Raw genomic sequence first — 13,723 nt, forward strand, 5'->3', positions numbered from 1 at the left:
ATTAAATGCTAATTAGAGATGAAAATCATATTGCACTCCTAATGTACTTTTTTAATTTTTAATTCCCAAGCGATCGCAAAAATATTGACGGTACAATTCACACAGTGGCACTACTTGATTGCCTTTAAACTTAACTAACCCCATACTGCGGAGTTTAAACGCTTCAGTTGTGCCTACATCCACGGCGTGATTTGCCATCATCGCTTGTTTGACGGCAGCTAGCAATTCTGCATCTTCTTGCAAGTTCAGCCAATGGCGGCGCAGATGGTCACTGTAAGGCCCTTCCTCGGTTGCCGCGATTTTTTGCAGATTTTCCAGCGTCATCCTACCACGGGCAATTTCATAAAGCGCTACCCGCACTAAATAAGGATGACCACCCACGAGTGTCATTAATTCTTTAATTTGTGATTCAGACCAATTGAGTCTGTGACGCTGTACCAAGTCTTGTATTTGTATTTGATTTAAGTATGGCAACTCAATGGGTAAGCCCACATTAAAAGGCGACTGATTAATATTGAGTGGAATATAAACTTCCTTAGAATGCACAATCACCAACCGGAGATTTTTCCAAACTGTCTCATTCTTTGACCGCTCATGCCAAGCTCGTAATAATCCAAAGAAATCAGCAGCAATTATAGGATGCTTGAAGACTTCATCGACTTCATCCAAACCTAAAGCGATGGGGCTATTAATGGCGGGTAATAAATACCGTTGAAAGTAATTTGTACATTTATTCTTGCTACCTAAAACACCTTTCCAATACTCGTCTAATTTATCGGGTAGATTCAATTCGTAGGTAATGCTGGCAGAGAACCACTGCAAAAACTGATCTAAATTAGCGAGAAATTCTGCATCGGCTGACTGGAAATTTACGGGTGCTGTCTGATAGCCATGTTGACTAGCATGATGGAGAACCCGCGACATGAGCGAAGTTTTGCCCATCTGCCGGGGAGCTTTGATGCGAATTAAGGCCCCTGGTTGAAGAATCGCCTCATAACAGTCTACCTCAATAGGCGATCGCTCGACATAAAAAGCAGAGTTTAGAGCTACCTGCCCTTCTGGATTTTCTAAGGAGACTGCTAGTTTTATCTCGCTATCTGGAATCGTTTCTTTAGCAGAGATAGCACCTTGGGGATTGTTCCGACTTTTCAGCACTGGTGTCGAAGACTCTGGAATACTTTCTAAATCAATAGCGCTACAGCCAAACTCATAAGCATCCTCATAAGACCTATCAGCACCCAGTGCATCATAAAAGCCTACCGCGAATTTAATTGCGGCTCTGTCTCCAATTGCCCGATTCATCCCAACCACGCAGTTAATGTGTTGATAAATAGACTCAGCTTGCACCTCGCTATAACAGGCATTTAATAATACACACTCAATTTTGTCTTTAAATAATTTAAATAGCCTTGCCAGTGACTCTGTACTCACCAGCTGCATTTCCCCTATATTATTTTCCAAGGCTAAACCTTGATTTCCTCCACCATGTCCAGAAAAATGGATGATATGAGGATTATGATCTAAAAGCGCACGCCGCAAATCGTCAGGACGCACCGCCCATTTAGTAATAAGTTCAAACTTATCTCGGCTGCGAGAGCGTTGCAACCCTTCCTGAATTTTCCTTACTTCCTCGTCCAAGCGAAGTTTATCTGTCGTCGTGGGGTTAGCTGACACAATCAGGATTTTTTTCACAGCGCTATCAACTATTGAATGCAGGCTTCTGGCTTAGATGTAGTTTACTACAGCAGGTAAGTAGACAATTAGTGATACTGCGTTACCGTGAATGAGTCTTTGATACTCGTGAATGAGCCTTTGAACTCCGTGAATGAGTCTTTGATACTCGTGAATGAGCCTTTTATCTCCGTTAACGAGTCTTTGATACTCGTGAATGAGCCTTTTATCTCCGTTAACGAGTCTTTGATACTCGTGAATGAGCCTTTTATCTCCGTTAACGAGTCTTTGATACTCGTGAATGAGTCTTTTATCTCCGTTAACGAGTCTTTGATACTCGTGAATGAGTCTTTAATACTCGCTGACGAGTCTTTGATACTCGTGAATGAGCCTTTTATCTCCGTTAACGAGTCTTTGATACTCGTGAATGAGTCTTTTATCTCCGTTAACGAGTCTTTGATACTCATGCAAATTGCAGCAATTTTCACAAGCATGGAATACACATAATTTTAGGGGCACAATATATTGTGCCCCTTAGCGTGTTGGCAACCTGAGCTTAAATCAAAACTTTGACATTCTGTAGCTTCCAGCAATTGCCTAACCGTATTACCAGGCTGACAACTCATCAAAGTTCCTGCAATGTTTCTCGAATCATTTGAAAAGTTATTTTGTTGTGAATTAAAAGCTTAGGTGAGAAACAGCAAATATAAAGACGATTTCTATAAACCTATTAGGGACTTCCAAGTAAAAAAATATTCCATTGCTATTGTTCACTGTTGACCGTTGACGGTTCACGAGTTTTCAGTCAACAGTCAACAGTCAACAGTCAACGACTTTAATGTGGAATAATTTATTTTTTGGAGTTCCCTTACAGTTCTTCAATTAGAATTTTAACGGAAACACGGTACAATCCAGAGGCACTTTTATTGTTACCAACGCAAATTAAGGATGGAAGCAAATTTTCTGACGGCTGTTTTTCTGCCCCTAGCTCTATTTATTATCATGTTAGGCATGGGGTTAACCTTGACCCTAGAAGACTTTAAGCGAGTTGTAATCTATCCCAAAGCAGTGGTGATTGGCTTGGTGGCGCAGTTGATTATGTTACCGATTGTGGGCTTTGGCATTGCGTCGGTGTTTCCCCTTGAACCACAATTAGCGGTAGGCGTAATGATTTTAGCAGCCTGTCCCGGTGGCGCTACTTCTAATATGATTACGTTTTTGGCTGGGGGTGATGTTGCTCTTTCTGTGACACTAACAGCTATTAGTAGTTTCATTACGGTTTTTACGATTCCTGTGGTAGTAAATTTGTCAATGCAGAGATTTTTGGGGGAAGGAACAACGCTACAGTTACCTTTCTTAAGTACTGTTTTGCAAATTGCGGTGATTACACTTTTACCTGTAGCAATTGGGATGATAGCCAAGCGGTATGCACCCGGCTTGGCAGACAAGGCAGATAAACCTGTGAAGTGGCTGTCTTTATTTTTCCTGGCGGTGGTAATTACTGGAGTGCTGCTGCGAGAACGGAATAATTTTGTTTCTTATGTAATAGATGTGGGCTGGGCAACTCTGGTTTTGAATGTGGTTGCAATGGCTTTAGGTTTTGCGATCGCAACCTTAACCAGATTAGAAGAAAAACGCGTTACGGCAATTACCATAGAAGTAGGAATTCAAAATGGGACTCTGGCGATCGCGATCGCTTCTACCCCTACGCTGCTAAATAGTCCTACAATGGCCATTCCTGGGGCAATTTATGGTCTGCTAATGTTTGTAACCGGCGCTGGATTTGCTTGGTGGTCTAGTCGTCGCCAAAGCTTGTTGAAAGCATAAAAGTAGTTTGCCTGATTGCCAAGTCTGGTTGTCCAGTGGTTGAAAGTATCCCCATACAAGCTACACTTTCATTCCTTTGCTAAGTTGTAAAGTGGAATAGGAAGTCGAAGAGAGCATCAAGAATATACATGTACGTACTAATTGGTGGTGCAGGCTTAGTGGGCTTAAGTTTGGCGCAAAAACTCGTAGAACTAGGACATACTGTTGCCGTAATTGACATTGACCCTATCGCTTGCCGCTATGCCCGTGAACAAGTGGGTGCAATGGCTTTTGAAGGTAGTGCAGTGAGTACAGAAGTATTGTTAGAAGCAGGGATTCGCAAAGCCGGTTCCTTGGCAGCTGTTCTGAGAAGTGATGCCTTAAACTTGGCAATGGTAACTCTTGCAAAACACTACGGTGTCACCCATATTTTAAGTCGGATGCGCCACCCCGATTTTGCCGAACCGTTGCGTATCGCTGGAGCTAACCATATTATCAGTACTGTTGAACTATCAGTTTCAACAATGGTGAATGCCATTGAATATCCGCAAGTGGAATCAATGATGCATTTTGAGCAGGGACAGATTGAGGTTCTGAAACTTTCCATCCCCAACAATTGCTATGTTGCTGGTCGTAGCGTTGCCGAAATTGCTCAGGATTCCCAATTTCCTAGTGGTTCGCTAATTATTGGCTATCAACCCCATCCCCACGAAGATTTGATGATTCCTAACGGTAGTACAATACTGGAACCTCATTCAACTGTGCTGATTGTGACTAAACCAGGATCTTTACATCAAGTCATTGATTTTATTGAACAAAAATGTTGAGCATAGTTTCTAGCTAAACTCTTTATTAAGTGGGTTTAGCTACACATATAAAAAAATGGTGTAAATAGTTTTGATGAAGCTGTATCGATATATTTATTTAGCGATCGCTGTTATTCTTCTTGTATCTTGTCAATCACCCGAAATTCCACCAAAGTCACAACCCGATGCCATTCCAGCAACCCCATTGCAAAAAATCGTGACACTGGATAAGAATTTTAAGATAGCAAGCAGTCAAACTGTTTATGTTCCTGTCTATTCTCATATCTATCATCACAATCGCCAGGAGATTTTCGAGTTAGCAGTTACGCTAAGTATTCGGAATACAGATTTGACCAATGCGATCGTTATTACTTCTGTGCGCTACTATAACTCAGAAGGGAAACTAGTTAAACAGTATTTAGAGCTACCTATTCAACTTGATGCCCTAGCTTCTACAGATTTTTTTATCAATAGAAATGATACCAGTGGAGGTTTAGGCGCAAACTTTGTTGTCGAGTGGGTAGCCCAAACAGAAATATCCGAACCGATAGTGGAAGCAGTCATGATTGGCACTGACTTTCAACAAGGAATTTCTTTTATCAGTCCTGGTAGAGTAATTAAAAGTCAAAATAACGATAAGCGATCGCCTGTAAAATAATTCGTAATACTTCGGCTCCCTTCGGCTTCGCTCAGGGCAAGACGCTCAGTACAAGTTCGTAATACTTCGGCTCCCTTCGGCTTCGCTCAGGGCAAGACGCTCAGTACAAGTTCGTAATTCGTAATTCAGTTTTTCCTCGTTTCCTTGTTCCCATGCTCCGCATAGGAATGCAATCATTAACTTTCCTCGTTCCCATGCTCCGCATGGGAATGCATTTATTGAGTCTCTGACTCAATATCTAACTAGAGGCAGCAGATTCTAATCACTCACGAAGCTCAGAGGTTCACTCACAAAGCTCAGAATATGCCCAAGGCCCAATCCCTAATCATCTTCAAGCTTCAACAATTGCTCATCAAGATTTTGTATCCGCCCACGCACAATTTCTTCCGAGAGAATTCGCTTCCGCATTGCCTCATTGAGCGCTCCCTTTTCTGCCAAAAGTAAACGTCGGCGAATGGCTTCAAGCTTACTGCTGTTGCCACTTCCACCTTCCACCTCATCAGGACGACGATTATAAAGTTCCCGCAGTGTCTTTTCTGCACCAGCAATTCGCACCTGATAAGCTGAACGCATCTCTTCATAAACGGCTTTTGGTAACACCCCTGATTTCAACAGACTATCTAATTCATCTTGTGCTGCCTTACCCGTCATCAACTGGGCTTGCAATTCTTCAACCTGTTGTTGAGCTTCTGAAAATTTAGATAATTTTAAGCGTTTTACCACCCAAGGCAAACTTAAACCCTGTCCCACTAACGATACCAGCACACAGCCAAAGACTATAGCTATCAGAACTTCTCGCCCTGGCAATGTGGTAGGTAAGCTCAACGCCAGAGCCATTGAGAGGGAACCTTTGATATTGCCTAAAAACAGTAAATGTTGCCAGCGCAAAGGAATTGGACGGTCAATCCAGCGAACGCCTGCTAGTAGAGGATAAACTGTAAGAACTCGTCCGACTTGATAAGCCAAAACTGCAAGTAGAATTGCAGGTAAAGTTTTCCATAGCGTTACCAAGTTTATTTCTACACCAATCAATAGAAAAATAAAGGTGTTGACGGTAAAACTGGCATATTCCCAAAAACTTAACAAGGTGATGCGACTAGAAGCAGAAGTATTGCGAGAAAGCCCTAAATTCCCGAAAATTAATCCCGCGACAACTACAGCCACCGCACCTGATACACCGAGAAATTGCCCAACCTGAAAAGTTCCTAATGCAACTGCGACTGTCAATAAAAGACTACTAAGAGCATCATCTAAACGGGCGAATATAGGTATACTCAAGTAGCCCAAGACTAACCCCACCAGGCAACCCCCTAGAGAGATAAATAGCAGTTGTTGGATTCCCTCTATAAATGTGATTGAGCCTGTTGAATATACTTGCAAAATTAGGTTGAAGGAAACTAGGGCAGCCGCATCGTTGAATAGAGTTTCTCCTTCAACGATGGTAGAAAGCCGGGATGGTACCGGTATATCCTTAAAGACGGCAATCATGGAAACAGTATCAGTGTTTGCCAGAATTACTCCGACAAATAAGGCAGGTATCCAACTTAATCCCAGCCCAAATTTCAACAGAACGGCAATAATACCACTGGAAAGTACAGCCCCTGGCCCAGCTAATAGGGCAATTGGTTTAAAGGTGCTGCGTAGGCGGCTGACATCTGTATTAATACCAGCTTCAAAGATCAGAATTGGCAAAAAAAGATTCAAAACAAGGGTTGGATTTAAACCAATTGGACGAGACAATAGCTCAGTGATGGGCAAACCTGCTAATACTAAACCCGTAACATAAGGGATTCCTAATCTCCGTGACAGCAGAGCTACACCTGTAGCAAGCACCAAGAGAATAATTGAAACTTTGACTAATTGAGTTACATCCATTATTACGTTCTGAAAAGTTATTTTGACTTTATCAGTATTTTGTTAAAGATTGGATAGGACAATTAAGAAAGCCAACTGAAGGTGAGCGATGCCTGCGGTGGTCACTGAGCGCGGCCGAAGTGCGGGCTACGCCTACGCGACGATTTAAGGCGCATATATTTAGATAATGCCAACGTCATCGGTATCACCTATTTTCAAGCTGCAAATAGAGGTTTTTCGGAATAATTCAAATCCTTTGATGTCGTTATTATTGATGAAGGCTAAGAAAAAGTAATTTTTAAGCTCCTAGAAAGAAGTTACAATTAACAAACTGCCCTCCAAAACTGATTACTTCTCATTTAGAAACAGACTGGAGACTTTTATGACCCCAGCAGCGATCGCTACACCCACAAAAGAATCACCCCTTTTGTTTGAAGGACTGACTTGGAGAGAATTCAAAGCAATTGAGCAGTTATTAGACCGTCCAGGATATCGTTTGTCTTTCCTGGATGGTATTTTGGAGATCCGAAGAATGCCTGGAGAACCACACGAAACCGTTAAGGAAAGACTCGGCGCATTGTTAGAACTTTACCTGCCATGGCAGGGTTTGACTTTACTCCAACTGGGTCAATGACCTTAGAAAGTGAATCGGGTGCTGTAAAGCGAGAGGCGGATGAATCTTATAAACTTGCTCCTGGTCGAGTGCGTCCCGATTTAGCGATCGAAGTGGTGTTTAGCAGTGGCGGTATCAACAAACTGGAGGCATACAAGCGGCTGTTGATTCCAGAAGTGTGGTTCTGGGAAGATGGAGTGTTAGAAGTTTATCACTTGCAAAAAGAAAGCAACGCACTTCACTATGAAAGGGTTTCCAGTAGTGAGGAGGTTAAAGGTATCGATCTGGATTTATTGTTGCGCTGCATTAATATGGTGAATCATGTTGATGCTATCAAGACTTTTCAGCAGGCGCTTCAAAAATAGCTGGCGATTTCTGCTAAACCTATTGATGATAATCTTATACCAATTCGGTATGAAGATGCGCTAAAAAATATTTAAGTATAAGAAAGAAGAAAGAAAAACGAACCGCAAAGAACGCAAAGGACACAAAGAAAGAAACAAAGAAAGAAAGAAAGAAGAAACAAAGAAAGAAAGAAACAAAGAAAGAAAGAAACAAAGAAAGAAAGAAAGAAAGAAAGAAACAAAGAAAGAAAGAAACAAAGAAAGAAAGAAACAAAGAAGAAAGAAACAAAGAAAGAAAGAAACAAAGAACAAAGAAAGAAACAAAGAAAGAAACAAAGAAGTTAAAAGGGTTTGGCCCATCCTAATACAGAATTGATATCAAGAATTTGCTATATAAAATTGAGCCAATATACTGGACAAATTAGCCATCACTAAAGCTGACATTTTTAGTCGTAAATTTCGATTTTGAGTGACTGTGCAGTATTGACAATACAGACTAGATAGCAATTGTATTTGATTTATAAAAATTCAAAAGCTTAGATTACCGACTTCTCTAATAAGTCGGTAATTTTTTTGTTGGTGGGCAATACTACCCAAAATAAGCAAGGCGACAAAAGTTGAAGATGTTGTTCCTTTTCAAGAAGAAACGACAGGAACTTCATTTTTTAATATTCCAGAAATTAATGCAATTGAATGTCTATGTAAGCAATTTGAGACTACTTGGGCTTCTAGAGTTGCTAATGGTCAACCAAAAAAAGAAATCGCCGTGATTACTTTTTATGTTGCTCAACTCAGAAAAATTGATGAACGCCTGCAATCTAAAAATTTCCCATCATTGCAAATCACCACTGGTACAGTAGACCGATTTCAAGGTATGGAACGACCTGTTGTAATTGTGAGTATGGTTCGCAATAATAGTAAAGGAGATGTGGGATTTGCCAAAAAACCAGAACGAGTTAACGTTGCATTTTCCCGCGCTCAAGAACTACTAGTAATTGTGGGTTGTCATTCGCTATTCACTCAGCAGCGTGGACAAATCGGGAGTATGTACTCCGAAGTTTCAAATATCGTGCGTCTACATGGAGGTTTCGTTGATGTTTCTCGCCTCTTCTGCTAAACCGATTGATGAAAATCTTAAAAAACTGGTAGACGAAATAGAAGCACAAAGTCCTAGTTTATCAGTTTTAGCCGCGCGTGAATTCCGTTATAGTTTGCGGCAAACTCCTGTAGAAGTAAATATTAAGGAACCTCGCCAGTTTAACGTACTCGAAGAATTTATCATCCGCGCCGCTATTGAATTTCAACCTCCCCCAACAGAGGATGAATTAGCATCTGTACTTGGGCTTGATTCTGTATTTATTAAAACTACTACTACAACTCTTCGTTCCTTACAAACTCTATCACCAACATCGCCACTAACAGTTACTCCTGAAGGTCGCTTATTTTATGAAAAAGGGTCTGTACCACAGCCGCCATATCCTATACAAATTTATGCTATTACAGATCCTTTAAGCGACAAGATAACCTTTCAATCTGAATCTTTAAATGAAACAACGATAAATTACCTGATTTGACAGACTTTATCACTCTTGATCATACAATTGCCGATATTGCTTCTTTACCACTTGAGGAAATCCAAAAAAGTATTCAAGCTTCAGGTTTAGCACTTCATGTACCAGAAGAGGGAAAAATTGTCACTTCTTGTAGGGTACTAGCTTCGACTCAAAAATTTTGGAGAAAGATATCACTTTTCATTATCTTCGATGCTCTTGAAGATAAATTGACTATTCAAATAAGAAATGGAAAGCGAATTTTAGAGTCAGCATCAAATTGGTTAGAACTGCTACATACTGAAGGTAAAATATCCTTGCAAGCATTATACAAATTGTCAACCGAAACCATCAATTTTCAACGTGAAGCCATTCTCAAGCAGAAAAATACTGAAATAGAAGCTAGACTTGAAAAGATTCGCCAAAAGGCGCTAGAAGCTGCTACAGAAGCCACTGGTGAGGGAGATAACTATAAAGCATTAGGTGAAGCTGTACAGTTACGCGATGGACAAATTAGCCTAGCTTTTTCAGAAGTTTTAAATTCGGCTAAAAGTCAGATTCTAATTTATTCTCCTTGGGTGAATCAGGCAGTTGTCAATGAAAAATTTATAACTTTATTACAGAAATTAGCTAATCGCGGAGTTCGGATTTTAATTGGACATGGAATTGCACGGCGACAAGAAGATGAAGATAAACCAATTCCACCAGAAGTAGAGAAAAAACTTCGAGCTATCAAAACACCTGATGGTTTACCATCTGTACAGGTTTTTTGGTTGGGAGATTCCCATGTTAAAGAAGTAATAGTTGATAAACAAATCCATCTTTGCGGATCTCATAACTGGTTATCCTATCGCGGCGATTACCTACCACGAGGTGAGTCAGTCTATAAAGTTACAATTCCACATCAAGTTCAGGAAGCTTATGAATTTCTTGCTAATCGCTTCCAAAATCACGCTCAAAAATTATGGGGAAATGCTTTAGAAAACCGTGATTTTCAACTGGCTGTAGAGTCTTTATGTGTGTGGGGTGCGCTAGGTATGGAAGATATTGCACTCAAAGAGATACAGAAAAATAATTGGTTGGAACTTCTTCCTGTATGGTTGAATGTAGCACTACAGGGATTAAAATCGAAAAAAATCTCAGGTGATTCAGCAAGTTTTAAAACTGCACTTTCGCTACTGAATCAAGTTTCTATTGAAGAGAGTTTTATTGAACAATTGCAACAGGGATGGCGTAAAGTTATCGGCGCGATCGCAATTAACAATCCCAAAACTGCTTTAAACTTACTTAGTGATGAAGTCTGGGCGCAATTTCTACGCCTCAGTATTGCCCAAAATAGTGATTCACCTGATAATTTTATTTCTCAATATACTAAAACTGGTAACTGATAACTGTTAACATAGATGATGCCGAACTATACAGTGCGTAAATTCAACTAGTATATTTATCATACTTCAGTAGTAATAATTATCCGAAAGACAGCCAATAAATCCTTGGTATGAATTATCAACAAAATGATTCTTAACCTTTGATTGACTTAAAGATAGATCCAGAGATTCGTCTTATTCGATACAATTTATAGGTAGAGAGAGCCGAGGAGAACAAGGTGGTTTTATTAAAAGGCTTTGAGATTGAGATGTATACTGGCACGCCTCAAGGTGAAATCGTCGGTCTCTCCGACAAAATTGTTGCGGATTTGGATGGATTTATGCGGGAGCCAGATAGCCGCAACGTGGAATACATAACCGAACCATCCCAAAATTACGAAAATTTATTGTGTGCCTTGCTGCGTCCGAGGCGGGTGTTGCGAAACTACCTCAATCGTTTGGGCGATTATACCCTGATACCGGGGAGTACTTTATCTTTAAGTGGGAGCGATCGCTTTCTCCGTTCCGATCCAGCAAACCCTATCATGACTACATTGAAAACACCTACGGCACAAAAGTAGTTACCGCCAGCGTCCATAAATATAGGCATCAGCGATCCAGAAGTATTAATGCGGGCTTGTCGGGTGATCCGTATGGAAGCACCTCTATTTCTCGCCCTCAGCGCCTCATCTCCCTTCCTGGATGGCAAAACTACTGGCTATCACTCCACCCGTTGGGGCGTATTTCCGCAAACGCCTAGCCATGTGCCTTTATTTGCTAGCCACGCCGATCATATTCAGTGGGTGGAAGACCAACTCGTTGCCGGAACCATGCAAAACGTGCGGCATTTGTGGGCATCAGTGCGACCAAATGGCGATCGCCGCCCTTACGATCTAAATCGCCTAGAATTGCGAATTTGCGATTTAGTTACAGATCCCATTGCCTTGCTAGCCATTACTGCCTTATTAGAAGCGCGTTTGTTGCAAATAATCGAAAATCCCAGCATCGATCCGTTAACTCAAAGTACCTTCTCTGGCGAAGAACTCGTCACCCTGACTGCTGAGAACGAAGCTGCTGCTGCTACTGGTAGTCTTGATGCTAATTTGAGGCATTGGCAAGATGGTAGAAGTATCCTAGCCAGAGATTGGATTTCTGAAATGTACCAGGATGTTTGGGCGATCGCTAAACAACAAGGCTTTAGTTGTTTCCTTTCCCCTTTGCACAAAATCCTCCGCGAAGGCAATGAAGCTCAACAGTGGTTGCAATTACATGCAGTCGGCTTTGACAGCCAGCGCGTCATCACCCAAGCTATTGTCGCCACCCAAGAACGCGAAATCGAACTCGAAGACAAATTGTGTTCATCCCTGCTGGCTTAACTCAAGACGCATTGGGCATGGGCATTGGGCATTGGGCATTGGGCATTGGGCATTGGGCATTGGGGGGGCACTGGGAAAACACTTTGTTTATCCCCTTGTCCCCTCACTCCCAATAGGGTTTGGTTAAGGCAAGAGACGCGATGAATCGCCGTCTCTACAATAATCAGTCCTTTGTAGAGACGGCGATTTATCGCGTCTTTGCTTTGCCATTAGCGGCGTGTCATTAAAAAACCTTATCTGAACCGTATTGCCCCCACTCCCCACTCCCCATTCCCGTCTTCACATAAATGATAGATTTTCTGGGAGACACCAGCCTTAAAAGACACAAACACTTAGTTTTTGTAAATAAAACTTAATATTTATCGATTATAGCTAAATATCCTCTCAGGCATTGCTCTGGGAGGGTTTATGCTTCGTTTTAAAAATCTAATCGATGGAGGATACTTGATTATTATTAACAAAACCTATGAATAGCCTCTACCCTTTGGTAGATTTAACATGGACAAGAAATTGTTTTATACAATACGTAGATTATACGGATAATGCCTCAGGTAGTTTTAGTTTACCCCCAAATCCCTCCTAATACAGGCAATATTGCCCGTACTTGTGCCGCTACGGGTACAGAGTTGCATTTGGTGGGGCCTTTGGGATTTGAAATTAGCGATCGCTACCTCAAAAGAGCAGGCTTGGATTACTGGCCTTACGTCAAGCTGCACTATCACGAATCGCTAGAAGCCTTTAAAACCGTACATCAGCAGCGTGGAGGCAGATGGTTAGGTTTACTGTCGGTGGAAATAGTAATTACGTCAGCTTTCAGTTTCAACCTGATGATTGGCTGCTGTTTGGTAGTGAAACTACGGGCTTACCACCGGCAATTTTGTCAGATTGCGATGCTACTCTGTATATTCCCATGAGCCAACCGGGGGTTCGCAGCTTGAATCTTTCAGTGAGTGTGGCAATTAGCTTATTTGAAACCCGTCGTCAGTTAGGCTATTTAGAATAGTTGTTTACCTTCATAGCCATAAGTAAATATACTTATAAAATTCCTAAATATCTATTATACAAACGATTTGTGGCAGCAAAGATTTTCTTGATTACTGCAATAATATGTAAAACAAGATACCTAAAATGGTTTTTTTCCGAAATTGTAGTGGAAGATACTTACAAGGATACGAAGGTTATTATAAGAAATTTGTATATAAAACTTGGGATATTGCCAAATTTGAATGATAGATTTTGATGAATCTGAAAGATCCTAAATTGGGAATAAAAGGGCTAAAACCCAGTCAAATTGGGCATTTAAGCCGTTTTAGTTCGAGCAACGCTAGAAAGTAGCCCCAAAGTAGCCGATAGATCATACGGTTGTTTTTTAGGGAATAATCAACGTAAAGTCTCGTGTTGAGAAGACTGATTGGGTAGAAATATCTTGAAGATATCTACAGTGGGGGGCATCACTTTTCCAGAAGTCGCAGCAATTAAATTCTCGGCAGCGACTATGGACTTGGCAAATAGTTTGTCCAGTCCCCGCGATTGACGCAAGACAAGCGCGGACAATGGTAAAAAGTAAAACGTCCTAAGTGGTGTAAGGAGTGGTTCGGACAAGTAAACACAGCAAAACTTAAATTTTGCTAATACGTGTGAACTTGTTTAAATCAGAGAAGCAGGTTAATCTTGCGTA

Annotated in this window: 10 protein-coding genes and 3 pseudogenes; 11 read left to right on the forward strand and 2 right to left on the reverse strand. The window is 41.1% G+C overall.

The annotated features are described in order from the left end of the window. Window positions 1-51: 51 nt before the first annotated feature. Window positions 52-1,692: an AAA-like domain-containing protein gene (locus D1367_RS14170; protein WP_118167019.1), complete on the reverse strand. Its 1,641-nt coding sequence runs from the start codon at window positions 1,690-1,692 to the stop codon at window positions 52-54. Window positions 1,693-1,779: 87 nt separating this feature from the next. On the opposite strand from D1367_RS14170, the gene D1367_RS14180 reads away from it, so the two are divergent. From D1367_RS14180 to D1367_RS14195, 4 genes are all read left to right on the forward strand, one after another. Then, window positions 1,780-2,178, forward strand: coding sequence for a hypothetical protein (locus tag D1367_RS14180; protein ID WP_228674879.1), 399 nt, complete (start codon window positions 1,780-1,782; stop codon window positions 2,176-2,178). Between the two features lie 441 nt (window positions 2,179-2,619). After that, window positions 2,620-3,498, forward strand: a complete 879-nt coding sequence (locus tag D1367_RS14185; protein ID WP_118167020.1) for a bile acid:sodium symporter family protein — start codon at window positions 2,620-2,622, stop codon at window positions 3,496-3,498. A 128-nt stretch (window positions 3,499-3,626) separates the two neighbouring features. Further along, complete coding sequence (locus D1367_RS14190; protein ID WP_118167021.1) at window positions 3,627-4,304, forward strand: potassium channel family protein; 678 nt, start codon at window positions 3,627-3,629, stop codon at window positions 4,302-4,304. 73 nt (window positions 4,305-4,377) lie between these two features. Continuing rightward, window positions 4,378-4,941 carry a DUF3124 domain-containing protein gene (locus D1367_RS14195; RefSeq protein WP_118167022.1) on the forward strand — a complete coding sequence of 188 codons (564 nt, stop codon included), beginning with the start codon at window positions 4,378-4,380 and terminating at the stop codon, window positions 4,939-4,941. 321 nt (window positions 4,942-5,262) lie between these two features. Here the strand turns inward: D1367_RS14195 and D1367_RS14200 are convergent, their stop codons facing one another. Beyond that, entirely contained in the window at window positions 5,263-6,816 is a 1,554-nt protein-coding gene (locus tag D1367_RS14200) for a cation:proton antiporter (protein WP_118167023.1), read from the reverse strand. Between the two features lie 361 nt (window positions 6,817-7,177). Between D1367_RS14200 and D1367_RS32210 the strand changes: the two genes are divergently transcribed. From D1367_RS32210 to D1367_RS14235, 7 genes and pseudogenes are all read left to right on the forward strand, one after another. Then, window positions 7,178-7,429, forward strand: coding sequence for a Uma2 family endonuclease (locus D1367_RS32210; RefSeq protein WP_244945008.1), 252 nt, complete (start codon window positions 7,178-7,180; stop codon window positions 7,427-7,429). Next, complete coding sequence (locus D1367_RS32215) at window positions 7,426-7,773, forward strand: Uma2 family endonuclease (protein WP_244945009.1); 348 nt, start codon at window positions 7,426-7,428, stop codon at window positions 7,771-7,773. The genes D1367_RS32210 and D1367_RS32215 overlap by 4 nt, the downstream gene beginning before the upstream one ends. A gap of 613 nt (window positions 7,774-8,386) precedes the next feature. Next, window positions 8,387-8,869 (forward strand): annotated as a pseudogene (locus tag D1367_RS14215) (AAA domain-containing protein); the annotation flags it as partial. After that, the gene (locus D1367_RS32220; RefSeq protein ID WP_244945010.1) at window positions 8,847-9,326 is read left to right on the forward strand and encodes a hypothetical protein; all 480 of its coding nucleotides are present in this window, start codon (window positions 8,847-8,849) and stop codon (window positions 9,324-9,326) included. The pseudogene D1367_RS14215 and the gene D1367_RS32220, both read left to right, overlap by 23 nt. Continuing rightward, window positions 9,323-10,690: a phospholipase D-like domain-containing protein gene (locus tag D1367_RS14220; protein WP_244945011.1), complete on the forward strand. Its 1,368-nt coding sequence runs from the start codon at window positions 9,323-9,325 to the stop codon at window positions 10,688-10,690. The genes D1367_RS32220 and D1367_RS14220 overlap by 4 nt, the downstream gene beginning before the upstream one ends. 248 nt (window positions 10,691-10,938) lie before the next feature. Next, window positions 10,939-12,045: pseudogene (gene gshA, locus D1367_RS14225) on the forward strand (glutamate--cysteine ligase). 542 nt (window positions 12,046-12,587) lie between these two features. Continuing rightward, window positions 12,588-13,048 (forward strand): annotated as a pseudogene (locus D1367_RS14235) (tRNA (cytidine(34)-2'-O)-methyltransferase). Window positions 13,049-13,723 lie beyond the last annotated feature (675 nt).

Origin of the sequence: Nostoc sphaeroides, from assembly GCF_003443655.1 — a bacterium.
Classification (GTDB): Bacteria; Cyanobacteriota; Cyanobacteriia; order Cyanobacteriales; family Nostocaceae; genus Nostoc; species Nostoc sphaeroides.